Annotated in this window: 24 protein-coding genes; 6 read left to right on the top strand and 18 right to left on the bottom strand. The window is 37.8% G+C overall.

Annotated features, from left to right (window positions below; all coding sequences use genetic code 11):
• Positions 1–4: 4 nt before the first annotated feature.
• The 7 genes from KI338_RS17725 to KI338_RS06710 form a co-directional block, all read right to left on the bottom strand.
• Positions 5–79, bottom strand: coding sequence for a hypothetical protein (locus KI338_RS17725; RefSeq protein WP_244853483.1), 75 nt, complete (start codon positions 77–79; stop codon positions 5–7).
• Positions 80–341: 262 nt separating this feature from the next.
• The gene (locus tag KI338_RS06735; RefSeq protein WP_212920242.1) at positions 342–1,742 is read right to left on the bottom strand and encodes a GntP family permease; all 1,401 of its coding nucleotides are present in this window, start codon (positions 1,740–1,742) and stop codon (positions 342–344) included.
• A gap of 89 nt (positions 1,743–1,831) precedes the next feature.
• Positions 1,832–2,848: a 4-hydroxythreonine-4-phosphate dehydrogenase PdxA gene (gene pdxA / locus KI338_RS06730; protein WP_212920241.1), complete on the bottom strand. Its 1,017-nt coding sequence runs from the start codon at positions 2,846–2,848 to the stop codon at positions 1,832–1,834.
• The gene (locus KI338_RS06725; RefSeq protein ID WP_212920240.1) at positions 2,845–4,143 is read right to left on the bottom strand and encodes a four-carbon acid sugar kinase family protein; all 1,299 of its coding nucleotides are present in this window, start codon (positions 4,141–4,143) and stop codon (positions 2,845–2,847) included. Before KI338_RS06725 ends, pdxA begins: the two co-directional genes overlap by 4 nt.
• Before the next feature lie 17 nt (positions 4,144–4,160).
• Positions 4,161–4,910, bottom strand: a complete 750-nt coding sequence (locus KI338_RS06720; protein WP_212920239.1) for a DeoR/GlpR family DNA-binding transcription regulator — start codon at positions 4,908–4,910, stop codon at positions 4,161–4,163.
• 179 nt (positions 4,911–5,089) lie between these two features.
• Positions 5,090–5,683 (bottom strand): superoxide dismutase family protein, encoded by a 594-nt coding sequence (locus tag KI338_RS06715; protein WP_212920238.1) that lies wholly within the window; start codon positions 5,681–5,683, stop codon positions 5,090–5,092.
• 124 nt (positions 5,684–5,807) lie between these two features.
• A complete protein-coding gene (locus KI338_RS06710; RefSeq protein ID WP_212920237.1) occupies positions 5,808–6,314 on the bottom strand; it encodes a DoxX family protein in 507 nt (168 codons plus the stop codon).
• A gap of 294 nt (positions 6,315–6,608) precedes the next feature.
• On the opposite strand from KI338_RS06710, the gene KI338_RS06705 reads away from it, so the two are divergent.
• Positions 6,609–7,544, top strand: coding sequence for an ABC transporter ATP-binding protein (locus KI338_RS06705; protein ID WP_212920236.1), 936 nt, complete (start codon positions 6,609–6,611; stop codon positions 7,542–7,544).
• A complete protein-coding gene (locus KI338_RS06700) occupies positions 7,537–8,763 on the top strand; it encodes an ABC transporter permease (protein ID WP_212920235.1) in 1,227 nt (408 codons plus the stop codon). Before KI338_RS06705 ends, KI338_RS06700 begins: the two co-directional genes overlap by 8 nt.
• A gap of 58 nt (positions 8,764–8,821) precedes the next feature.
• Here KI338_RS06700 and KI338_RS06695 read toward each other — a convergent pair whose 3' ends face one another.
• On the bottom strand, positions 8,822–9,613 hold the full coding sequence (locus tag KI338_RS06695; RefSeq protein WP_212920234.1) for an RDD family protein: 792 nt from the start codon (positions 9,611–9,613) through the stop codon (positions 8,822–8,824).
• An 84-nt stretch (positions 9,614–9,697) separates the two neighbouring features.
• Here KI338_RS06695 and KI338_RS06690 point away from each other — a divergent pair, with 84 nt between their 5' ends.
• On the top strand, positions 9,698–10,675 hold the full coding sequence (locus KI338_RS06690; protein ID WP_212920233.1) for a stage II sporulation protein M: 978 nt from the start codon (positions 9,698–9,700) through the stop codon (positions 10,673–10,675).
• Here KI338_RS06690 and KI338_RS06685 read toward each other — a convergent pair.
• From KI338_RS06685 to KI338_RS06660, 6 genes are all read right to left on the bottom strand, one after another.
• The gene (locus KI338_RS06685) at positions 10,653–12,011 is read right to left on the bottom strand and encodes a DUF58 domain-containing protein (RefSeq protein ID WP_212920232.1); all 1,359 of its coding nucleotides are present in this window, start codon (positions 12,009–12,011) and stop codon (positions 10,653–10,655) included. The genes KI338_RS06690 and KI338_RS06685 overlap by 23 nt on opposite strands.
• The gene (locus tag KI338_RS06680) at positions 11,962–12,891 is read right to left on the bottom strand and encodes an AAA family ATPase (RefSeq protein WP_212920231.1); all 930 of its coding nucleotides are present in this window, start codon (positions 12,889–12,891) and stop codon (positions 11,962–11,964) included. Before KI338_RS06680 ends, KI338_RS06685 begins: the two co-directional genes overlap by 50 nt.
• On the bottom strand, positions 12,888–14,012 hold the full coding sequence (locus KI338_RS06675; RefSeq protein WP_212920230.1) for a DUF4350 domain-containing protein: 1,125 nt from the start codon (positions 14,010–14,012) through the stop codon (positions 12,888–12,890). Before KI338_RS06675 ends, KI338_RS06680 begins: the two co-directional genes overlap by 4 nt.
• 13 nt (positions 14,013–14,025) lie before the next feature.
• Positions 14,026–14,673 carry a DUF4129 domain-containing protein gene (locus KI338_RS06670; protein WP_212920229.1) on the bottom strand — a complete coding sequence of 216 codons (648 nt, stop codon included), beginning with the start codon at positions 14,671–14,673 and terminating at the stop codon, positions 14,026–14,028.
• A gap of 23 nt (positions 14,674–14,696) precedes the next feature.
• Complete coding sequence (locus KI338_RS06665) at positions 14,697–15,611, bottom strand: DUF7847 domain-containing protein (RefSeq protein WP_212920228.1); 915 nt, start codon at positions 15,609–15,611, stop codon at positions 14,697–14,699.
• An 85-nt stretch (positions 15,612–15,696) separates the two neighbouring features.
• Positions 15,697–16,473 carry a 3-hydroxybutyrate dehydrogenase gene (locus KI338_RS06660; protein WP_212920227.1) on the bottom strand — a complete coding sequence of 259 codons (777 nt, stop codon included), beginning with the start codon at positions 16,471–16,473 and terminating at the stop codon, positions 15,697–15,699.
• A gap of 179 nt (positions 16,474–16,652) precedes the next feature.
• Between KI338_RS06660 and KI338_RS06655 the strand changes: the two genes are divergently transcribed.
• Positions 16,653–17,312, top strand: coding sequence for an N-acetylmuramoyl-L-alanine amidase family protein (locus KI338_RS06655; protein ID WP_212920226.1), 660 nt, complete (start codon positions 16,653–16,655; stop codon positions 17,310–17,312).
• 52 nt (positions 17,313–17,364) lie between these two features.
• On the opposite strand, the gene KI338_RS06650 is transcribed toward KI338_RS06655, so the two are convergent.
• A complete protein-coding gene (locus KI338_RS06650; protein WP_212920225.1) occupies positions 17,365–18,396 on the bottom strand; it encodes a MerR family transcriptional regulator in 1,032 nt (343 codons plus the stop codon).
• A 124-nt stretch (positions 18,397–18,520) separates the two neighbouring features.
• Between KI338_RS06650 and KI338_RS06645 the strand changes: the two genes are divergently transcribed.
• On the top strand, positions 18,521–19,774 hold the full coding sequence (locus KI338_RS06645) for a hypothetical protein (protein WP_212920224.1): 1,254 nt from the start codon (positions 18,521–18,523) through the stop codon (positions 19,772–19,774).
• A gap of 314 nt (positions 19,775–20,088) precedes the next feature.
• The gene (locus KI338_RS06640) at positions 20,089–20,847 is read left to right on the top strand and encodes a TerC family protein (RefSeq protein WP_212920223.1); all 759 of its coding nucleotides are present in this window, start codon (positions 20,089–20,091) and stop codon (positions 20,845–20,847) included.
• An 81-nt stretch (positions 20,848–20,928) separates the two neighbouring features.
• Here KI338_RS06640 and KI338_RS06635 read toward each other — a convergent pair whose 3' ends face one another.
• From KI338_RS06635 to KI338_RS06625, 3 genes are read right to left on the bottom strand one after another with little or no spacing between them, the layout of a single operon-like run.
• Complete coding sequence (locus KI338_RS06635) at positions 20,929–21,972, bottom strand: ribonucleotide-diphosphate reductase subunit beta (RefSeq protein WP_212920222.1); 1,044 nt, start codon at positions 21,970–21,972, stop codon at positions 20,929–20,931.
• Complete coding sequence (locus KI338_RS06630; RefSeq protein ID WP_244853444.1) at positions 21,953–22,378, bottom strand: flavodoxin; 426 nt, start codon at positions 22,376–22,378, stop codon at positions 21,953–21,955. Before KI338_RS06630 ends, KI338_RS06635 begins: the two co-directional genes overlap by 20 nt.
• The gene (locus KI338_RS06625; protein ID WP_212920220.1) at positions 22,375–24,597 is read right to left on the bottom strand and encodes a ribonucleoside-diphosphate reductase subunit alpha; all 2,223 of its coding nucleotides are present in this window, start codon (positions 24,595–24,597) and stop codon (positions 22,375–22,377) included. Before KI338_RS06625 ends, KI338_RS06630 begins: the two co-directional genes overlap by 4 nt.
• Positions 24,598–24,663: the final 66 nt, after the last annotated feature.

Genomic DNA, 24,663 nt, shown 5'->3' with positions numbered 1-24,663 from the left:
GGATCTAATTTTTATTCATCATCGAAATCACCAAAGCGAGAAGTGAGAGAAGTAGTGTACCAAAGTTTCCGAGTACCATCATAACCTCATACATTCTCAGGAAGCATCACCTCCTATCCAAAGCTTAACCAATACCCTAAAGAGAACATTATTTAGTTGTTGATATAACTTATCCTTCCCAATTATACGAACACATATTCCTATTTTTAAACATATTAACAAAAGCTTTAGTGTAATTACAGCTTTTCAGTAACGCTTTGTGATAATTAACATCCTATTTGGTATTCAATAATTTTTAAACAAAAGAAAAAAAATCCCGAGCATACGCTCGGGAGCTTAGATTAAAACATACGAACAACAAAGTCAGCGATAACTAAGGATACGAGGGATACACCCCATGCGATTGTTGTCGGAACAGACCACACCATAATTTGTTCTTTTACATTTTTAATACCTAACATCCTATTAACTACCCAGAATAAGCTATCATTAAAGTAAGAGAATATCATCGCACCTAAAGCAGCTGCCTGAGAAGCTAGCACAAGGTTAACATCTAGTGTTGCAATAATAGGAGCAGAAATTGATGCTGCCGTTATCATTGCAACAGTTCCACTTCCTTGTACTAAGCGTACAAAAGTCGCTATAAAGAATGGGATTAATATCGCTGGAATAGACCAGGATGCAATTTGTTCGGCAATGAAGTCACCTGTTCCACTCTCACGAAGCACATTACCTAATGCGCCACCTGCACCTGTGACTAGTAGTATAATTCCTGCAGAGGTAATTCCTTCTTCCATACGCTCCAATGCTTCGGATTGACGTAAATGGTTTGCAAGTGTGTAAATTGCAACGATCAAACCAATTGCAACAGCGATTACAGGGTTACCAAAGAACTGAACATAAGAAAGCGTTGTATCATTTATCGATAATATGCCTGAACTATTTAGAGCACCTAATGTGGTATTTAAGAAAATTAAGATGATCGGAAATAAAATTGGCATTATTGCCCTCATAAACGATGGTAAAGCTTTTTCTCTTTCGTCAACAGCATCCAAAAATTCTTGATAAACTTGCCCCTCTTCTAGTCTGACAAATCCATCTCCATTTTCTTCTGGTACTTGATTTATTCGTTTTCCAATCCATTTCGCATAGAGGATACCTACAATTACAATTGGGATTGAAAATAATAGCCCTGCAATAATCATTAAACCAATATCAGCACCAAAGATTCCTGCAACACCTAACGGACCTGGAGTTGGAGGTACGGCATGGTGAGTGGCAGCAAGACCTATGGCTAATGCAACACCCAAGCCAACTACAGATTTACCAGTTTTTCGAGACAACGCTTTCACGAGCGGCTGTAAAATTACGAATGCAGAATCAACGAAAATTGGAATCGCAACAATATAACCCGCTACCGCTAGAGCCCATTCTTCTTTTTTCTTACCAAGCTTTTTAACCAAGGTGTATGCTAGTTTTTCGGCGGCACCAGACACCTCAAGTATTCTACCCATCATTACCCCTAGACCTATGATAATACCGATAGATGCTAGCGTACTTCCAAATCCACCTGTAATGGACGTGACAACATCAGTCGGCTTCATTCCGCCGACAATACCTGTTACTGAAGCTGCAATTAATAAGGCTAGAAAAGCATGAATCTTAGTTTTTAAGACAAAGAAAATTAATAATGCAATTCCTAAAACTAGCCCTATTATCATTTGTGTTCCTGAAACTTCCATTTTCTTTCCCCCCAATTTGTAATGGCTTTCATTATTTATGGAATGGCTAGGGATAGAATAATTATCCCTAGCTAAGTAAAACCTTTTCTTTATTCCATTGTTTCAGCAGTAAATCGTGGTGCGTATTGAGCTGCCAGCTTGATACATTCCTCCATGCTGACACTTGAAGCTATATTTTTCCCAGCAATATCAAATGCTGTACCGTGATCAACAGATGTTCTTAGGAAAGGAAGGCCATTCGTAATTGAAATAGTGCGGTGGAAGTCAGTCATCTTCGCCGCGATATGACCTTGATCATGGTATAAAGATAAGACAGCATCGTATTTACCATGTAATGCTTGATGAAATACAGAGTCTGCTGGAACAGGACCTACCGCATCAATTCCATCCTCAATTGCTGCTTCAATTCCTGGTCGAATTTCATCAACTTCTTCCATTCCAAATAGGCCACCCTCACCACTATGTGGATTTAAACCAGCAACAGCAATCTTACGGCTTTCAACACCAAGACGCTGAAGTGCCTTATCACAACGTGTTAAATAATCCCGAACACGTTCTTTAGTCATTTGGGCTATCGCATCCTTAAGAGATAAGTGACGAGTTAAGAAAAAGATACGCATGCCACGAACCTGGAACATGGTTAATGGATCTTGTGTATTAGTTAGTGACTCCAGCATTTCAGTGTGGCCAATGTACGGAATTTCACCTGCTTTTAACGATTCCTTATTAATTGGTGTCGTTGCTAATGCCTTTACTTTTCCTTCTTTAGCAAGATTTACAGAAGTTTCAATATAGGCAAATGCTGCTTTACCACATTGTGCTTGGACAACTCCATACTGTAATTCATTCATATCGATATTGTTTAAATCGATTAAATCCACTGTTCCATACTCATATTTCCCTTCCTCAGGGGAAGCGATGATGTTTATTTGTAAATCCTTCTCTACAATTTCAATTGCTTTCTTGAATACATTTGCATCACCAACTACAACTGGCTTACACATATCATAAATTTCTTTGTTTGCTAGTGATTTGGCTGTTATTTCAGGGCCAATACCTGCAGGGTCTCCCATTGGTATTGCAATGATTTCTCTAAGTTGTGTCATTTTGCATTGCTCCTTTTTGTTTTTAAGTATTTTACACTCGCAAATATAGCCTTTTTGTCACCAACCATTCCGCCTTTTGTGACAATTGGTAAGTCTGGAAAGTGACCGCCAATCAAGGTTCCATATGCTGCAAGAGGCAAAACTTCATCCTCTAGCTTAATTCCCGAAGCCATACTCAGCGCGCATAAGGATGCTGTTACATCCCCACCGCTTGTGAAACAGCCGTGAATTGGGAAGTTTGTTTGTTCCATAACTAATCTAGTGATTTTTGCAAGGCCATCTGTGATCCGCTTTGCGAGTGCATCTTGTGTTGTATTTTCGGTCGCTGCAATTGTTTTAAAATCAACAAGACCATTGCCCTCTTTATGCGTAGTAATGATAAGAACATCATCTCGCTTAATTTGTTCAAGTGCTTCTACAACCGCACGCTCCACTTCTTTTTCCCAGCTCTGTCCCATTGTTGCAAGCTTCTCAGCTGAAACATACACTGGCTTTGAGTCCGTCTTATCCATTAAATAGCGGAGCTGATGACCTGTTAAGCTTGTTACACTACCAACTGTTACAATAATTTTGCTTTGTTCAGAATGCTGATGTGTATAAGCTTTTGAATATGCTGCTGTCAGTGGTCCTGGATCAACTGGTACTAAATTAATTCCTTTTATATATGCCATTGCCTCTGCAATTGTATCAATGTCCTCATCTGTAACAGCATCAATAACAATAATCCGTTTTCCTTCTTTTATTTCTGCTTCAATGGACTCTTTAATTTGATAGGATTCTGTTAAAACAATATCTAGACCAATATGGCCTACAGGGAATTCACTTTGCTCTTGAATTATTGCTGGAACATAGGATGCGGTAATAGGCATTACAGGATCCTTTGCAACATCCGTGTCCTGTACAGGTATACCATCAACTAGTAGATATCCACCTGAGCAAACACGTCCCGAATCAGGAAAAGCAGCGACAACAATTGCAACACTATTCTCTCCCAATTCACCTAAAACAGTGTCAATTTCCAATCCTATTTTTCCGCGAACCGTACTGTCAATCCGTTTACAAATTACCTTTGCTCCCCATTCGCGAAGTTGCTTTGTTGCTTTTTTGACCCTTCTTACAACTAATTGATCGGGTGCATATCGTGAATCAGTATCTATACAGATCGCATTGAGTTCAGCGGTATCTGGAATATCCCCATCGAACACTACTGTTGCAGCTGTAAACCCTTCCTTACTAAGACGTACTCCTGTTGCATTGGCACCTGTTAAATCGTCTGCAACCACGCCAACCTTCATGATGTTTCACCTCTTTGTTAGAAGATCCTAATTACTTCTGATAACTTTTTACTATCCTCATCGGATAAGGAGTCATCCGTTATAAAACCATTCAATTCCTTTAGATCGCATACTTTAGAAAAAGCTCTTTGGTTTAACTTACTTGAATCTGCGACCAGCCAAGTCTTCTCAGCTGCTCCTATCATTAATTGCTTTACAAATGATTTTTCAAAAGTCGGAGACGTTACACCCTCGTTTACGTCAATTGCATGTGCACCTAAAAAGAATACATCTACATGGATTTGCTTTAGTAGATGATGGGTTTGCGGTCCGAATAAAGCACCAACCTCACTTTGTAACTCTCCACCAGTAACAATAACTTTCAACTTACTATCAACTAGCTCGGAAGCTATTTTAATATCATTAGTTATGACAGTAAGGTTTTGCCATGTAGTTAACAGTTTTGCCAATTCGCGAGTAGTTGTTCCGGAATCCAGCAAAATCGTTTGTCCCTCTTTGATAAATGCTAATGCCTTTTGTGCGATAACTCGTTTCTCGACGATATATCGACTTTCTTTCGTAGTAAAAGGGGTTTCAGTAATGAGTGATTTAGCAGCTACTGCTCCACCGTGAACACGAATAACTTGACCTGAACCTTCTAATTGGTCAAGATCCCTCCGAATTGTCATCGAAGAAACATCGAGTTCTTCTGATAACTGGTCAATTTCAACCTTTCCTTCAGTAGTGATTTTTTTAAATATCCATTTTCTACGATCAGATGGCTGCATGACATCAATCCTTTTTATAGGTTAACGATAAACATTACCTTTATTGTCTTCCACCTTATTATGTTACTCGTTAACAAATTTGTCAATAAAAAGTTGTTAATATTTATCACAAATTGTTCAAAGTTAACATCTTAAGAAATAAAATGACCCACTCATTTGAGAGGGTCATTTTATCATCATTACTCTGCTATTACGCCACAGGCTATTCGCTCACCTGAATTGCCGGCTGGCTGTGATGTATAATCATCAGCCTGTGAATGAATAACTAAGGAAGTTCCGCCTTCTTTTAATAAAGAATTAGTTTTACCCTTTTCCAAGGTAACCATTTCAGCAATTACGTTTGTTGAAACTAATCCATATGGCTTTACCTCAATATTTGGTAAATCTCCTGCATGCGGACCATCTGGATTATTGAATCCATGCTTGGCATTTGTTGGGTTAAAGTGTCCACCAGCAGATTCAAATTTTGGCAACTCACAGGATCCATTCTCATGAATATGAAACCCATGTGTACCTTGGGGCAGTTTTGAAGCATCAAGGCTGATACTAACGCCATTCGGGGTTTGCTCTAGTCTAGCCTCACCTATCGTTTCCCCTTTTGTATTAATCATGGTTACTAATACCTTTTTACCTTCTTCTTTAAGTGGCCCTACTGTTTCAATACTCGGGTTCTCTTTGTCTATAGCTCGTTTATTATCTGCTTTTGAATAGCCATAGCTTGCTATCGCTACAACAGCAGCAATAATTATTAAAGCAAACAAATGTTTTTTCATGTAAATCCCTCCAGTTGTATGGTAATCATTTACATTGTTTACATGTAATTGCACTACTAAACATAAAAACTGGAGGCAAATAAGAAAACCGATCCATGATTGGATCGGCTCATTAATTACTATGTTAGGCAACGGCCATTTTTTTTGTGTTTTTTCGCATTGGTTTATGGCTTTTTAGGAATGGAATTACCCATCTATCTAATCCATATCTACCAGCATTAAAGCCTGCAACTGCTAATAAAATGGTTAGTAGTACCATTTGTGCGTTTGTGCTAACAGTTCCACTGAATAGAAACGCAAAGTTCATAGTCATTCCCATAACAGCAGCAAAGTTCGTAAAAATACCAAGTATTAGTGCAGCACCTACTAAAACCTCACCCAGCATGACCATCATACTAAACAAATCAGCATATGGAAGTGCAACGTTTTCAAGAAAAGCTGCCCACCAGCCTTGGACCGCAGGATGTTCACCTCCTGCACTTGCTATAGCCCCTTGAATGAATCCACTAGCATCGAATCCACCACCTGTAAGTTTACCAATCCCTGCTGTTAACCAAGTATACCCAATATAAACTCGAATAATTGTTAACAAACCTGCAAACACCTTATTTTCACGAATGAAATTCATCATTAGCGTTCATCTCCTTATACATGTTCATCATTTCACAATATATTGTGGTTATATTCCTTATTACACTTAGATAATAACATGATGTTTACGTTTAGTAAATATTTTATTGCTCATAATTTCACATTTTGTTTTGTTTTTGACTAACTTGTGAACAAGGGTTCAGAGCATTTCATTATTCCAATACTATTAGCAAATTCTTGAAACCTTTTTTCACTTTCTTCGTATTACTAACGGATAACTAGCTGGAAATATATACGTTATTCTAATAATGACTATTACTATGGGAGGAATATCATGAAGGAAGTCATGCTCACAGTTGAAGGATTAGAGAAGTCCTTTAAAGATAAACAGGCTTTAAAAGGCATATCTTTTGAGGTTCGCAAGGGGGAAATAATGGCCATTTTGGGACCGAATGGCGCAGGTAAATCGACCACTATTCGTAATATTATGGGTATTATGTATCCAGACAGTGGTTCGATAACGTTCCACAATTATGATGGCAAGGAAATTCCACGAAATAAGATTGGCTACCTACCCGAGGAACGGGGCCTTTATAAAAACGTAAAAGTAATGGATATTTTATTATACCTAGCTGACCTCAAGGATTATCCACTTGATAAAGCAAAAGAAAGAATTTTAATGTATTTAGAGAAGTTTGATTTAGTTGGGAAAGACAAGGTTTCAATGGAAGAATTGTCCAAAGGAATGGGGCAAAAAGTCCAGTTCATAGGCTCCGTATTACATGAGCCGGAACTATTAATCTTGGATGAACCATTTTCTGGACTGGACCCTGTCAGCCAGGAGCTCTTTAAAGAAGAGATTCGCAGTTTAGCTAAAAATGGAACCGCCATCCTACTTTCTTCCCATCAAATGAATCTAGTAGAGGAAATGTGTGATAGATTGTTCATGATTCAAAATGGACAAAAAGTAATTTATGGTTCTCTTGATGAAGTTAAAACAAAGTACGCAAATTTCAAGTGTACTATTCATGGAAAAAATCAATTATCTGTTCTAGAAAATATTCCACAGGTACAGCGTGTTGAGCAAAAAGAGGATACATCTATTCTGTATTTAGAACAAACGGTAGACCCAACAAACTGGCTAAAACAATTACCTAATAATCTAGCTATTCAAGAATTAAAAATCAATCGCATTTCCCTTCATGAAATCTTTATTGACATTGCGACAAACAATAATTTAATCGCGGAAGTAGGTGAGGTCCATGCGTAATTCCATGAAGGTTGCGAGATGGGAAATTAAACGGAATATAAAAAATAAGTCATTTATAATCGGTCTATTCTTAACTCCGCTTCTTATATTAGGTTTCGGATTTTTAGGAAGCTTATTTGGGTCAGAGGATGAAACACAATCAACCACTGTTTTTATTAATGACCAATTAAATGTATTAGACACTATAACAGAATCTGCTGACCAGTTCAATCTCGATTGGGATATACTTCCTACAGATCTGAAGGAAGATGAAATAAAGGATGAATTAGAAAATAATGAAGACACTGCCTACATTTTTTTAACGAAGGAAGCGTTAGACAATGGAGTTATACCAGTTTATACGACAGATGAGATAGACTCTGGCTTCAGTGCAAAAGTACAGCTACTGGCAGCTCCCCTACAGCAAACGCGTATAGCTTCATTAAATTTATCTGAGGAACAGCTTAAAGTAATCTCAAATGGCGTTGTATTTGAAGAGACAGCAGCAGAGGACTATCAAGCAAGTGGGGAACAGTCTGTTGAAGCAGAAGATCCATTAGTAAAGTTAGTTCCTGGCATCTTTGCAGGGGTTATCCTTTTTGCGATAGTGGTTACTGGGATGATGATATTCCAAAGTGCCTCACTGGAAAAGAAAGATAAGATTGCCGAAATTATTTTATCCTCTGTAACACCAAGTGAATTAATGCAAGGGAAAATCGTCGGCTACTTTGTTCTTGGTATCATTCAAGTAGCGGTTCTTCTCGCATTTGTTGTTCCATATGCTGTTATTAAAATTGATGAACCCGTACTAGAATATCTATTTGTTCCGGAGACATTATTATTAGTTTTAATCGCCGTTTTAGGATATTTATTATTTGCAGCCATATTCGTTGGTATTGGAGCTACGATGTCGGATATGACTACTAGTGGAAATTTCCAAGGATTAGTAATGATGTTACCATTCCTATCATTTGCTATAATTGGTCCTGTATTAAGTGATCCAAGTGGAATAGTTGCAAAGGTAGCATCTTATATTCCATTCACTTCACCTGGTGTCCTTATCATGCGTTTAACCGTATTAGAGGATTGGCCATTGTTGGAAATAGGAATCGCATTAGTAGTTCTTGTCTTGAGTATTTTCCTATTTATGAAGCTAGCTGGAAAAATCTTTAAGGTTGGTATTTTAATGTATGGTAAAAATGCTACGCCTGGAGAGATTTGGAAGTGGATTAGATCCTAGACTTATTGCAGGGTTTGATTATTGATAAAGGGTCTGGCGCTAAGCGTCAGACCCTTTATTATATCTCATATTCCCATTCATCTTTTGCTATTAGATATAAGGTTAATAATATATTCTCAAGCTCATCATATCCCTTATCATTTACCTCTATTCCAACCTTTGGTAGTAAAATACCCGCTAATTGCCTGGTTAGAACCACTCTCTCATTGAGGGTAACATGAAGAAATTTCCCACTATACACACGTAAAAGCTCCCATTCCTTCTTCCCTAAGGAACGAAATGCCCATTCCTCCAGCTGTACACTATCCTTAGTCAATCCTCTTCGAACAATTTCTTTTTCCATTTTAGATGTGCCTTGTTTTTTCACTCCACGTTCGTGGACTACAATAGTTCCCGCTACAATATCACCTAATCGCTTATGCTTTGAATGGAAAAACACAAAAATCATTCCGACAAAATAACTAGTAGGTAGCATATCAATAATACGTAGAAGGTTTCGGATTAAGCTTGATAATAGTGTTACACTATGGCCATTCTCCTGAATAACACGAATACCAACCCACTTTTTCCCTAACGTTTTCCCACAAAAAAAATACTCACTAACAAAAAAGTACCCCCAATTAATAACAAACACAATGAGAACCGCAATTGCAATAGGAACCCATGAATCTGATAGGTATAAGAAGCTGGAGGAATTAGCGATTAAAAATAATAAGATGATGATGAAGTTAACAATGATAATTAATAATTGATCAATAATCATTGCTGCTGCCCGACTTCCAAGGCCAGCAATCTGATATTGAAGGGAAACGAATTCCGGCGTTTTAATTTCAACCTTTCCTTGATTCATTCTATATCCCCCTGTTGAAGTTTCACTATTCATTAAATTATAATAAGATAAGTATATGTACACTATTGGAAGGAAGGTTTTCCATTGGATATTAGACAGTTTATCAAGCTTCACCGTGAGGAATGGAAACAGCTTGAACAATACATAGCCATCATAAGTAAAAGAAAACAGATAACAAGGGAAAGCTTAAAAGAGTTTGATCAGCTTTATCAAAAGGCTGCCCAGCATTTGTCCTATAGTCAAACCTATTTTCCTAACGAAGATGTTACCGCTTATATCAACGATTTAGTAGGTAAATCTCATAATTTACTTTATAAAGATCAGGTAACAAGTGGAAAACAAATTCGTGAATTTTTCACGAGAAAATTTGTTGGTTTACTATTAGAGCAATGGAAGTTCATTGTGGCTGCATTTCTTTTATTCACTCTTGGTGGTCTTGCAGGCTTCCTTGCTGTTCTCGATGATCCACTCCATCTATATGCGGTATTACCTACGGATATATCCCAGGGAATTGACCCTGATCGTCTAGGTGAGGGCCATGATTCCATCGATTCCTCTATTATGTCGGCAGAAATCATGACCAATAACATACAGGTGGCTATTCTAGCATTTGCGAGTGGTATTACGTTCGGTATCTTAACTGTTTACTTAATGATCTATAACGGCTTACTCGTCGGTGCTCTTGCAGGGGTATTCTGGCACTCCGGCATGAGCTATGAATTTTGGGCATATATTGTTCCGCACGGCATGATAGAATTAACAGCCATCTTCATTGCCGGAGGTGCAGGCTTACTGATGGGCTATAAACTTTTTGCTCCAGGCAAATATACTAGAGCATACCAGCTTAAACTGCATGGAAAACGGTCTGTTCAATTATTTCTCGGAACTGTTCCGCTCTTTATTATAGCTGGTATTATTGAGGGCTTTATAACACCTTCATCCATTTCCTTAGAAGCAAAATATGCTGTGGCATGTATCACAGTAATTGGCCTTGTCGCATATATGATCATAGGCAGAATGTTACTAGCCAGAAAAAATGCTACAGTAAGCCTTGATTCATAATATGAATGTAATGGGAGACCGCAGCTGTTGCTAGCCGGTCTTCCTTTGCCTCTACTAGAATGAATCCTTGCTTTTCCCATTTTGTCTTTTGTCGTTTGCGGTGCATGATTTGTTCCTGCGCAATACCCTTTACCATTGCTCGATTTAAACTAGTAGGATCTTGTCTTGCTCTATTCACTAGTAATTCATCTTTAATGGTTACAAGCATAAACATATGTCTTCGTTTTATTCCCTCAAAATAAAAGAGTGTCTGTTCTTCTTGTAGAAAGGCTTGAATATCGCTAAACAGAAGAATTAATCCTCTTTTTTTCTGCACGGTCTGTAGATAATTCATAGCTTGTAAATAATTTGATTCTGCTGCATCAACTTTAATATCATAGACTGCATCTAGTATTTTTTGTAGTTGAGCCATTCCCTTATCTGGGGGCACAAAGACCGTTACCTCCTTAGAAAAAGCTATAATACCAACATAGTCACCGTTCCCAAGTGCTGCTGCTGCAACTGTTAACGATGCTTCAATTGCCTTCTCTAAACGATTCGTATGACGTAATTCTGCACCCATCGTACGCCCGCAATCAATCAGAATCATAACATGCTTGCCATGCTCTGGTTCATACTGATTTGTCATGACAGTTTGAAGTTTGGCGGTCTGACGCCAATTTATTTTTCTTGGATCATCCCCGACAACATAGTTGCGAATTTGCGCAAATTCCCCAACACCACTTTTTTGCTTGCGAATTTTCATTCCTTCATGCATCAAAAAGTGCTGTGCATCTTCTAAGTATCTTTTTGTTTCGGATAAATCTGGAATGACACGTATCGCATCAGATACTTGTACAGCCATTTGTTTTTGCCAAAGACCAAGTGAGCTTTGATAACGAATAAACATCTTTTCCAACAAATACTTTCCCCGAACAGGTGCAATGATTGGATATGTAAGCTCTACTGTCCCCCTGCCTGGTACTACTCCCTCAATAGGAAAATTTGAGATGAAGGACTGTGGCATTCCATCAATAAGCTGTATATGACAGGAGAGGTTCGAATTATTTTGCACCTGTAAATTTACTATATAGTTCAGCCCTCGTTCAAGATTTGCTGGGATCGAACGTGTCACCTGTATATCACTTCGCTTTGGTATAGAACGTAAATCAAGTAGACTCGCCAACAATATTAACCCATTTATCATAAATATTTGAAGCCAAGAAAAACCGATGAATGTAAATAATGTAATACAAATCGATATACTAATATAGCCAATTAGGAGCCGCTTGGTCGGAACTATACCTCTATCTAGGAACAGGAACCGAGCCGACAAGCTCTTCAATAACTTGGTCAATGTTCACTCCCTCCAATTCCATATGAGGAGATACATGAATGCGATGACGTAATGATGGCTTAGCAACCATTTTCACATCATCTGGTGTAACATAATCACGGTCATCTAAATATGCCCATGAACGCGCTGCCTTTCCAAGTGCAATAGCAGCTCTCGTACTTGCACCAAAACGGATGGTTTCCGTATTCCTAGTTCGGTGAATGATTTGCATAATATAGTCTAAAACCTCTTCACTTAAGGTAACTGCATCTATTTCAGTACGAATTGCTAGGAAGGTGTCCATATCTAAAACGGATTGGACTTCATCCATAAATGTTTTGTTTTCTAGTACATTTCGTAACACATTCGTTTCTTCCTCTAAAGTTGGAAAGCCGATTTGCAATTTAAAGAGAAAACGGTCCTGTTGTGCCTCTGGAAGTGGATATGTGCCTTCAAATTCAATTGGATTCTGTGTTGCTACAACAAAAAACACTTCGGGAAGTCGATATGTTTCACCTTGAATCGTAACTTGCTGTTCTTCCATAGCCTCAAGGAGAGCCGCCTGTGTCTTTGCAGGTGTACGATTGATTTCGTCAGCTAATAGCACATTCGTAAAAATTGGCCCCTTTAGTGTTTGGAAGGAGCCGTCCTTCATATTGTAAATAGTACTACCTGTAATATCACTTGGAAGTAAATCTGGTGTAAACTGAATCCGATTAAAAGCACCGCCTAAAAGACTGGCTAACGTTTTTACCATTTGTGTTTTCCCTGTACCAGGAACACCTTCCAGCAATACATGGCCACCAACTAGTATTGCAGACAATAATAGTTTTAGGTTCATAGCTTGACCTAAAATACGTTTTTCATAGCTTTCTATTAAGGATGTTAATTCTGCTCTCATCCTTCCTCCACCTCTTTCCGTAACTGATCAATTCGTGTCGACCATAGTAAGTATTCTTGTTTGGATATATCGGGTTTTTTTAGCACGGTATCGATTTCTTTAACAAAAGAAGTAATCGCTTCTCTATTCATAGAAGAAACTTTTAATAGCAACTGTTCTTGAATATCTTCCCAGTCCTTTTGATAAGAAATCCCCCATTTCTCCTGGAAGATTGATCTTAAATAGCTTGCTTGGGAATGTAAGGAATCGCGATATAGCTTACCTTTTTGATACCATGCAGCTAATGCCGTTATATGCTCGTCACTAAATCGAACCATTTCCTCCCGAGGTCTCAAAATTGGCCCGAACCTCTTTCCTTTATATAATAACCAAAGTAATGTAACTATAATGAGCTGTAACGAACCGACCAATAGCCACATCGGGTATACCTCAAATATTGCTTGCTTTTTAGTAGATTGATGTGAATATTCATCAACTAAAATTGTATTCCACTGAGGTTCTTCCAACAGTTGAAATACTAGATTTAGATTATCATTCTCTAGTATAAATTGATTGGTTAGCCAATCCGGTGAATTAACGGCAATTAACGTTCCTTCGCCAATATTTCGCTTAATTGCAATAGCTCCAAAGTCATCCTCTAATAAAACTTTATCCGATTCATCTGGTAAAATTCGCATTTGTGTTAACATGGTCGCTTTATATTCTTCACCATTTTGATCTTTAATGGTGACCGCCTCTTCGTCTGACATACCAAAAGTAGTCTTTATATCAAACATTCCTTCTAAATTACGTTTGAATATAACCAACGTATTACCGGTTTTAACGAAGCTTTCATAATCCTTCCTAGCTTCCTGATTGGATAATAAAGTGGGCTCTATCATTAATAAAAGCTTTTCTTGTTCATTATCATTGGAAAGTGGTGCTTCCTTGAGACGTTTAATTGGGATTCCTTCCTCTTCCATATATGTATAAAATGCCTTTACCCCAGTGGGTGAAGGAGAGGTAGATATGTATGGTGAGTATTCCACCGGTTTTTTCGAACCAAGAAATAAGCTAACCGTACCAAAGATGATGACGAGAGTAACAATCCAAGCCCATGTTTGCTTAACTGATTTATTCAAATGCTCTCGCCTCCTAACCTTGCCCTATTTCTTCATTCAATTGTTTGGCTAGTAAGCTTCCAATAGTCTCCTTGTAGGACATATAGGCATCTCTTTCTACCTTCTGTTCCCCATAGACAACTTCATCAAATATACGAGCAAGTTGCTGGAAGCTTTCTGCTAAGTTTTTATCTGTACGTCTTAATTCCTGTCCGTACTCCCAATTTGTTTTCCATATTCTTGCCTCTACAAATTCCTTATTGTGAAAATAGAGTAAGAGTGCTAGAAACATATGACGAGTAGCTAGTTGTAAATCACCAGCTACTTCTCGTTTATTAGCTTCAGCAATATGTTCCTCATATCCCCAATCCTTTTCATGCTTCTGATAGAGCGGGGCATGCTTCTGAAGTTTTGATTTCCTTCTCCAATTCCGTATCGTAAAGAAACCAGCAACAAGTATTAGCATAACGACAACAACTAACAGGATGACAACAATTCCCGTAGCAAACCCATTTGCTGGATTAATAGAACTAAATAGTTCCTGAAACAGGTTCCCAAACCATTCCTTAATGGAATCCCACCATTTCTGAAGAAAGCTACGGTTATCCTTTAAGTAAACGAGATACTCATCGCGATGCAGAATTTCTTCTATTTTATCATTTGCTTGGTCTAAATCTATCATTTACATCACCCTACATGAGGCCTTTAGTTTTTAGGATTTTCATAGTTTTCCATCATGTCTATTAAATCGTCTCCATCATTTCGGAGCTTTAGATCAAAATAAATAATGGCATAACCAACTGCAAAAAACATTGTGGTAATAAGATTTACTATACTTAAAAGAATATTGTAGACAACACTTGTGCCAAGAAATGAGAAGAACAACAATTCAAATACAGAACTAATAACGACTATTATTAAGCCTAGTACTACAAATAAACCAAATGTTCTCCAGAAATTTCTTCTCGTTAAGCTCCAGCTTCTGCCAAGCCCTGGAGCGCAATGTTCGAATACAACGGCAGGAAGATATAGCCCCCAACGGGTCAAGAAATAAGCTATCGCTCCACCAATCACTAAAAATAAAACTACACCCATTGCAATTCCAATAATAGGATGAAAAACCACTCCAATCGCTGTAAAGATGGAAATTACAATGATCGCAACAAAAAACATTCCAAAAATAATAAGGCCCATTAATAAGGAGCTACCAAATATTGGCCAAAATCTTGAAAATGCTCGTTTAATAGCGGAACCCACTGCAAATTCTTCCTGTCTTCTACTAGCATCAATCACTAAAATAATCGCTGCCTGTGCCATTGGATAGAGCACAATAGATGCTAGCCCCATTATGATGGTACCTATATCCTCACCTATTGTTGTCGGCTCATACGCTACATCAAGTATCGTATTGTAATACTGTTCCAAGAATGAGCCTCCACTAGCCATATCACGGAAAAAACCGGTCCCAGTTAGTAACAATATAAGAGCTTCCAATAATATCGTAGGACCTATCAAAATTAACATTATCAATAAAAAACTAGAAAAATTATTTTTACTCAAGCGAAAGGTTTGGTCTAATACCTCACCAAATCGCATTGGTCTTGTAAAATGTTCGTTCATGAATATCCTCCCATCAATAAAATTATATAGTTCTTATTTTACCATTTTTTCTTCTATTAACCGAGTGAAAGTTTCGAATACTTCACTATTGAGCTGTATATCCTCCATCCAGTACTACTGCTTGACCAGTAATACCTCTGGCTTTTTCACTGGCTAAAAAGATAGTATAATCAGCAATTTCTTGTACATCCAGTAACCTTTTTTGTGGAACTAATGGATAAATAACCTCCTCTAGCACTTGTTCTAACGCTACATTTCTTGTTTTGGCAAGATCTTGTAATTGATTTTGTACAAGTGGGGTATCTACATAACCAGGACAGATAGCATTGACTGTAATACCAGCTTCTGCTGTTTCCAGAGCAGCTACCTTTGTTAATCCTATCAGCCCATGCTTGGCACTATTATAAGCAGCCTTTCCAGAAAACCCAATTAAACCATTAATTGATGCCATATTTAGAATACGTCCACTTCCTTGCTTCTTCATGATAGGGATAACATGCTTAATGGCGACAAATGGGGCAACTAACATCAAATGTACCATACGCTCAAAGACTTCTGTAGAAAAGTCCTCAAGTCTAGCAACATGCTGCATCCCAGCATTATTAATCAATACGTCCAAACGTCCAAATAATTCTCTTGTTTTCTCAAAAGCATGTATTATTTCCTCTTCACTTGTTACGTCACAACGTATTCCAGTCACTTTTAGCCCATTATCTTTTAATGTATTTACAGCTTCCTCTAGTTTTCCCTCATTAATGTCGGTAAGCACTACCTTTGCACCTTGCTTAGCAAATTCTTTTCCAATTGCATAACCAATACCACTCGCAGCCCCTGTTACAAATACAACTTTATTTTCTACCATTTCTATCACTCCTCTTTGGATTATTAATCATTCCAGTAAACTATTTATTCGAACCATCCATTTCTTTTATTTTACAGTTTAAGTATATTTTTCTGCAAAATAGGTAGAGCAGTTTTCGTTTAAAATGAGGTACTTTAGGATAATCCTATCTAAGGATAACGTAGGAAGGAGTTTCTTTTATGAAATACAGCTGTATCTTTCTTGTATTGGTTATCCTTTTTAACATTGCCCTATTCCCCCTTTCTACACTTGCAGAAAGGAACAAGGATAATAAATCTGAAGTATTTCTGCCTAAAGGGCTTTTATCAGGATATACCATTGTAATTGATCCTGGACACGGCGGGAAGGATCCTGGAGCTTTAGGTCAGCAGAATATATTAGAGAAAGACATGATTTTAGTTGTTAGCTTACGAATTGCTGAACAATTAAAGCAGGCAGGTGCAACAGTCATTTTAACAAGAGAGGATGATTCCTTTGTCTCCCTTCAGCAGCGTGTACAGCTTAGTAACCAAAATCATGCAGATGCTTTTATAAGTATTCATTTTAACGCTTATAATGAAGATTATGTAGGCGGGTTCCATACGTATTACTATAGAAATGGAGAACGATTAGCACAGACGATTCAGAAGACCCTTGCTGAAAAGATTCATTTACGAAACCGTGGAGTTATTCACCATGGGTATACGGTATTAAGAGAAAATCATCAGCCAGCAGTTTTGATTGAATTAGGTTTTATCACAAATAAGAAGGAGCTTGCAACTATACAAACAGATGCTTATCAAAACAGTGTAGCTGAAGCTATTATGGAGGCTTTGGTCGAGTATTTGGGTAGTAAATAAAATAGGGCTGTCTTATGTGTCTCCAATTATACTTAGACAGCCTTACTCTATTTCAATTAACTTTTATATAGATTAATCCGAGAATATCATTAAATTGCATAGCTTTAACAAACAACCCTCTTTCCGTCAACCAAGCTAGTATTCGTGATTTATCCGCAAAGTACTCATCCTCTATCGACTCGACCGCTAGCTTATTTCCATTCCGCAAATAAGAACTAATTACCTTCTTACGGTGATAGTTATCATGAAACATTAAATCTGCAATACAAATTTGTCCTCCTGGTTTTATTACCCGAAGCATTTCTTCTAATGCAAATAGCTTATCTTCGTCTGTTAAGTGATGTAGAGCATAGCTTGACACAATCGCATCAGCCGATTGATCTAATAAAGGTAACGCGAGAAAATGTCCTTTCCTTGTTTCAATCTGTGGATATTTCTCTTTACATTTTTGAAGCATCAGTGTTGATTGGTCAACACCAATGACCCTAGCACCGACTGATAAAAATCGTGAGCCTAAATTACCTGTCCCAATTCCAATATCAATCACTGTCTTGCCACTTGATATCTGCACCATGTCCACCACTTTTGCTAGAGCTTGATCATAACCATCATGGATATTAAAAACATGACCATCTTTTTTAATATTATTATCATAATTGGCTGCCTGGTTATCAAAATTCCAACGATCCGTCCAGGAACGGCGAATTTCTTTCAGCTTTTTTAGATGGTTCGTTAATTGACGGATTGGTTCGATGTCCTTCATATCGTCCTGCAATAACATCTTATCAACTGTTTCAATCATATCTCGCATCTCTATCCACTGTTCAAATAGTGCGGAACGTTGGATATCCAAATATTGCTTATCGCTTAATGTAGGATTATCAAGTAATGACTTAATCGCAGGAATTGACATACCTATTTCACGTAAGGATAAGATTGTACTAATCCGATATAAATCCTCATGGGAATAAGTCCGGTATTGATTGCTTTTATCCTTTCTTGGGTAAATCAGCCCTTTTTCCTCATAAAAACGTAGTGTCTTTGGGGTCGTATTTAAAAAAATTGCCGCTTCTTTAATTTTCATATTGCTTTTCCCTCCCTCGTATTTACTATAAACATTACTCTAAGGGGAAGGTAAAGTATTATTTTATTTAATCTCGTATGCTTTGTTATAATGGTAGGAAATAAGACAAAGGAAGGGTAATTTAATGAACGAAGACATTCTTTCCAGAGCTAAGGCATGGCAAGAAAAATTAGGCCTAGATCATTATGTTTTAGAACGTAGTCATATATTTTCAGAAACAAATTTAAATAATCGTACAAGTTATATTCTTTCTTTAGAATTGTTCCCTACGGAGGAAGCTTCTGAAGAACATGAGGATTTTAATCCAGCTGGTACGGCTTCTTTAGATATTGATTTCCATACCAATAAATTGAGAAGAATTATTTTTGTAAATGGGGTTTCTTTTGCAAATGAGCACAGTCTCCCAACCCCTGAAATAGAGAATGTAATAGAATGGGTGGAAGAAGTAACAGATATGATGTTCGGTAGACAGTTTAAGCTAGTATATGAAGGAGATAGAGAATATCGTTTTCAAGCGACTGTCGATAATATGGAAGTTGCACCAACAGGTGAGATAGAGGTTCGCTTTAATGATACGAACCAACTAACAATGTTTTCTATCGATGGCTTATTCCCAACAGAGGATGAGGTGGAATGGGAGCCCTTTTCCTTAACTAGGGATGATATAACGGAGGAAATTCAAGACCATTTTTCATTCTTAGAAGCTCCGATAGAGGAAGAGGAAAAATGGCTACCGATCTGGCAGGTAAATGAATTCTATATACGTAATGATCAATCGGAGATTATCCTTCCTGAATCCATTCTTACTTTGGATACATACCATCAGTTAAATCGTGTGATCAAATGGGATAATACTAGCACCAAAGAGTTCTCACTGAAGGACTTAGAGCTATCTACAGAGATATCCTACGAGGATGCCGTGCATAAGGTAATCGTACAGCCCATTTCACAAAACGAACTTACTCTAGCATTAGAAGAAACGAAGGATTTCCTGAGTCAATTCTATCCAAATGACTCCGGAAAATGGACAGCCACTGGAATGTACCCTGAAAAGAATTATATTTTTGTTGAGCTTGAAGGAGAGACATTTAAAGCATTTAAACGGAAATTAAAGGTAATTATAAATCGCGAGGATTTTACAACTGTTAATTATTGGGATAGTCAATTCCTTCTCGACATGTTTAACGATTATAAGGAAAAAGACCAAGTCTCTGTCACAAAAGAGGAGGCATTTTCAAAAATAGTAGGAACGATTGAAGTCATTCCTGTTTATGTTAAAAATGCTAAATCGGAAAGTTATCAATTATGTGGCCGAGTTTCATGTAACTATGTGGTAAATGCCGCAACAGGCGATTTAATTGATAAGAACGAGTTGTAGTTACCCTTCAGGAATAAAACTGTGTCATTATATCAAAATAAATTTAGGTAAGGGCTCTCTCCAATTATAGTGTAATAAATTATTGACATAAAATAGAATTAATGATTAAATATACTTATAATTTCAAAGGGGAGTAGCTTTAACAGTTATGTCGTCAATTCAGAGTATTCATTACTCTCGGCATTACTGGCAACCCATCGGTGTTGTTAGCAAGACCTTTGCCAATATTGGTAAAGGTCTTTACTTTTTTAGGGGCCTTTACCATCGTACATGGTATAAGCCTCTATTTTTTATGTTGGAAGGGAGAAAACTAAATGGAATCAATATGGCTAGAATATGCCTGGACTCTATTAATTTTGATTGGGCTGGAGGGAATTCTGTCTGCTGACAACGCATTAGTTTTGGCAGTAATTGCAAAACATCTGCCAGATCATCAGAAAAAGAAAGCAATCAATTACGGTATCCTGATGGCCTTCTTTTTCCGCTTTGCTGCATTATTTGCTATCTCATTTATTGCTAATGTATGGCAGGTTCAAGCAATCGGTGCCGCCTATTTAATTTATTTAGGATTAAAGCACGTAATTCAAGACCTTGGTTCTTCTAAAGGAGACAAAGGTGAAAAGGAAGAGGAATCAGCAGGGAAGGGATTCTGGCCAACGGTTGCGAAAATTGGATTGGCTGACCTTGCCTTTGCAATTGACTCCATTTTAGCTGCTGTAGCGCTTGCAATCGTATTACCAGAAACTGGCTTTGGTCATTTCGGTGGTATGGATACAGGACAATTCTTTATCGTTGTCTTAGCTGGTATTGCTGGACTAATCTTAATAAAGTTTGCTGCAGGATGGTTTGTTCAATTATTGGATAAGCGACCTGGACTTGAGACTACCGCTTATTTGATTGTAGCTTGGGTAGGGGTAAAATTAGCTGTCATAACATTAAGTCATGACAAAGTTGGAATTTTACCACATGAATTTCCACATAGTACCGGCTGGACAGTTACCTTCTGGGTTGTGTTACTCGGAATTGCTATAATCGGATGGTTTGCTTCCGGGAAGAGCAATAGGAAAAATTAGAAAATAAAAAAAGAACCCTATTAATGTTGTAATCATTCAATAGGGTTCTTCTTTACATAATACCAAATTTGTTCTTATCGTTTACAAGTCATCAAAGCCATTCAAGTCACTTGTCTTGGTATATTGTCTTGACTTTTGTTCAAAGAAGTCTGTTTTCGTTCCATCGATATTATCAACGTAAGCACGTATCCATTTCATTGGGTTTTCAACTTGTTCAGGATAGATTTCACTCAAGCCTAGTAATCGTAGCATTTTGTTAGCACGGTATTTAATATAGCCTTGCATTTGCTCCAAATCAATCCCCTCAACCTCTGCAAGTACATACGTTGACCATTCCATTTCTAATTCCACGGAGGTTCTAAATTCCTGATACACCCATTCCATCATGGATTCTGTATTCAGCTCTGGGTACTCAGCTAGAGTTGCACGAAATAGCTCAGAAATAAATCTACCGTGCTCAAGTTCATCACGATTTATATAGCTTATCATCGTAGAGGTTCCAACCATCTTATTATCCCTTGCTAAATTATAGAAAAATGCAAAACCAGAATAGAAAAATAGTCCTTCCAAAAGAGCGGTATATACAAGTGTTTTTACGATATTTTCAATGCTCGGCTCTTCCACAAATTGATTGTAGCCAGCAATAAGCCTTTTATTTCGCTTTAATAGAACAGGGTCTTTACGTCCCAACTGAAACGCCTCATTCTGCTCCTTTAAAGACACTACGGAAGAAAGGACATAGGAATAGCTTTCATTATGAACTGCTTCCTGTTGAGCAATCACTGCCATAATAGATTGAACAGACGGATCGGTTGCATATAAAGAAATTAACAGGGCTGTTCTAGTCTGTGGGGCATCCAACGTCGATAGTAAGCCTATTATTTTCAAGTATGCATCCTGTTCTGATTGAGTAAGCATCGGAAATTGCTTTACATCAGCAGACATATTAATCTCATCTGCTTGCCAGTAATTCCCTACTAGTCGCTTGTACATTTTATACCAATGTGGATATTTAATATCATTCCAATTTAAAATACCACTTGACTCCCCTCCGAATACTTTCGTAGATTTATTCGGAAATCGTGGCTCCATTGTTTTTGCCTTTTTAAGCAATGCTACGGACATGCTGTAATACTCCCTTCAGCCATTGATCTATCAATATTTCCTGGAATCCTCTCGGTGACTGTTCAATTTTCAATCCAGCCCATGGGCTTTCATAAAACTTTACAAGCCTATCAACCGCACCGCAAAAGTAACCAAACTGTGTATCCCCTGTTCCAAATACTGCAATATTATTTGGCTTATAGCCTATTTCTAAAATAAAGTCCTTTACCTCTTCTGGCGTACTGCCATTTTCCCATGTAAAGGTACCAATAAATACCACATCATAATCAGAAGGATGGACTGGAGGATCGATGCCGATACGGTGCTTATCCACCATCGCTCCTCTTGTCTCTAACTTCTTTTGAATATACTCGGCAACCTCTTCTGTATTACCACTGTAGGATAGGTAAGCAATTAATGTTTTCAACTGGAACACCACTCACATTCTTCTACATCGGTCGAGGTAGATCTTACATAATAAGTAGTTTTTAGTCCTTCTCTCCACGCCTGAAGATGTAGGTCTAGTAATACCGAAGCACGGATTGTATGTGGAACATAGAAATTAAAGGATATACTCTGATCAATATGTTTTTGGCGTACAGCATTTTGTTTAACAGACCAGCGTTGATCGACAATATATGCCGAGCGACGATAAATATCATACGTACGATGGTCTAAGTCTGGAGCTGTATTTGGAATTTTAAAGTCCTTTTTCTCTTCATGGTAGAACGGTTTAAAAACCGGATCAATACTTGCTGTAGAACCCGCAATCATAGCAGTTGTGGAATTTGGCGCAACTGCCATTAAGTATCCATTACGAATCCCTTTTTCCATTACGGCAGCTTTTAGCTCTTGCCATTTTTCACCGACATATCCTTTTTCATCGAAGTATGCTCCAGTACTCCATTTACTTCCTGTGAAGGCTGGATAGCTTCCCTTTTCCACACTTAATTCCATGCTACTCTTAATGGTCAAGAAAGCAATTTTCTCATACAAATCATCTGCGTATTCCACTGCCTCCTCTGTTTCCCAATGGATTTGCTTTTTCGCTAATAAATGATGCCAGCCGAATGTACCAAGTCCAATAGCACGGTACTTTTGGTTTGTAAGCTGTGCTTGAAGGATTGGTAATGTATTGATATCAATGACATTATCGAGCATTCGAACCTGTATTTTAATTAAGCGTTCTAACACATTATCGGGAACAGCCTTTCCTAGATTGATTGAGCTAAGATTACAAACTACATAATCTCCAGGCTTATACGTTTTGGTGATATACCCATTTTCATCTGTAAACTCTTCTAGAAATTCGGTTGGTGATTGATTTTGGGTAATTTCCGTACATAGATTGGAGCAATATATCATACCCAAATGTGCATTACTATTTTGTCTGTTTACCTCATCTCGATAAAACATAAATGGTGTCCCAGACTCAAGCTGAGAAATCATAATCCTCTTCATAATTAAAATAGCAGGCAGCTTCTTCTTCGTTAGTTTTTCACATTGGATACATTCCTCATATCTCTTTCTCCAGGACCCGTCCCCTTTTTCCTCATCATAAAAGTCCTCTAATGAGTACCCCATTACTTCACGAACTTCATGTGGGTCAAATAAATACCAATCTCCACGACTAGCTACCTGTTCCATGAAATAATCTGGAATGGACACACCGGTGAAAATATCATGCGCACGCATCCGGTCATCCCCATTATTTAATTTCAAATCTAAAAAAGCTTCAATATCCATATGCCAAACATCCAGATAAACTGCTATTGCCCCTTTACGCGTACCAAGCTGATCCACACTTACTGCTGTGTTATTCAGTTGCTTAATCCAAGGAACTACTCCGCTAGACATCCCTTTAAACCCTTTAATGGAGCTACCCCTAGAACGGATTTTCCCCATATAAACACCGATTCCACCGCCATTTTTTGAAAGCTTTGCTATATCGGTATTACTATCATAAATAGACTGTAGGCTATCATCCACTGTATCTATAAAACAGCTAGATAGCTGTCCATGTGTTTTCCCAGCATTAGCTAGTGTTGGTGTGGCAACCGTCATATATAAATTGCTTAACGCCCAATATGCCTCCAGAACTAAATCAAGACGACTTGCTTTATCCTCATCTTTCATAAGATGCATGGCAATAACCATCCATCGCTCCTGAGGAAGTTCATACGTGTTTTTATCATGGTCTGTAGCCAAGTATCGGTTAGCAAGGGTATAGAGACCTAAATATGTGAACTGTAGGTCATGCTCCGGATTTATATGATTAGCTAAAAAATCTATATCTTCTTTTGAATATGTATCAAGTAATTTAGTCGTGTATATTCCCTCTTGTGTTAAGTCTTTTAGGAGCTGATAAAAGCTGCCATATTTTAATGCGACATCATAATTCCTATTTTTTGCAGCTTGATGGTAAAGCTTTTGTAAGTATAATCGGCTAGCAACAAAGCTCCAATTCGAATTTGCTTCGTCAATAATCTCTAGTGCACGTTTAATGAGTGTATCAATAGCCTTGTCAAAAGAGGTTTCCCCAGAAACATCCATAGTTAAATCGGCTGGATTCACCGGTAAATTTTCTACAGCAAAACGGATAATCGGATCTAGCTTTTCTTTTAATGTTACTTCTGTTGTCAGCATCCTTCATTCCTCCTAATAGTAAAACTAGCAACATGCTAAAACAAGGTAAATATGGCTTGGAAATTA

Origin of the sequence: Ornithinibacillus bavariensis (assembly GCF_018333235.1) — a bacterium.
In the GTDB taxonomy this organism is placed as follows: Bacteria; Bacillota; Bacilli; order Bacillales; family Amphibacillaceae; genus Ornithinibacillus; species Ornithinibacillus bavariensis.
Note: the sequence above shows the minus strand (reverse complement) of the source record. Positions and strands in the feature narration are given on the sequence as shown.